1 pseudogene is annotated in these 388 nt (G+C 75.5%); it reads left to right on the top strand.

Going from position 1 to position 388, the window contains the following annotated elements:
* A pseudogene (locus tag AC0AIB_RS31595) lies at nucleotides 1-303 on the top strand (hypothetical protein); the annotation flags it as partial.
* Nucleotides 304-388 lie beyond the last annotated feature (85 nt).

The raw sequence follows: 388 nt of genomic DNA, 5'->3' as shown, positions 1-388 counted from the left end.
ACCGTCCACCACAGCGCCCTCCTCGCGGAGCGCGCCACCGTTCTGCGGCGGCTGCGCGAACGCGGTCTCGTACGCGGAATGAAGCGGGAGAGCTTCGCCGTGAGCCGGCTGGACGACTGCCTGGAGCGGCTCGCGCGCCCGGAGTTCGCTACTCACATCCGTACGGACCGGGTGACGGTTCCCCGGGTGGCGGACCTGGTGGCCGGGGCCGCGGGCCTGACGCCCGTGCCGGACACGGACGGCCGGCTGCGGCACCGGCTGCGGCGGACCTGGACGGGCGTGCGGCACATCCGCTTCGACTGAGGCGGGCGCCGCCGGCAGCGGGCCGGCTCAGCGCAGGACGCCCTCCAGGAAGTCGCTGCCGAGCCGGGCCACGACCGTCAGGTCC

The organism is Micromonospora sp. DSM 43699, from assembly GCF_055517075.1.
Note: the sequence above shows the minus strand (reverse complement) of the source record. Positions and strands in the feature narration are given on the sequence as shown.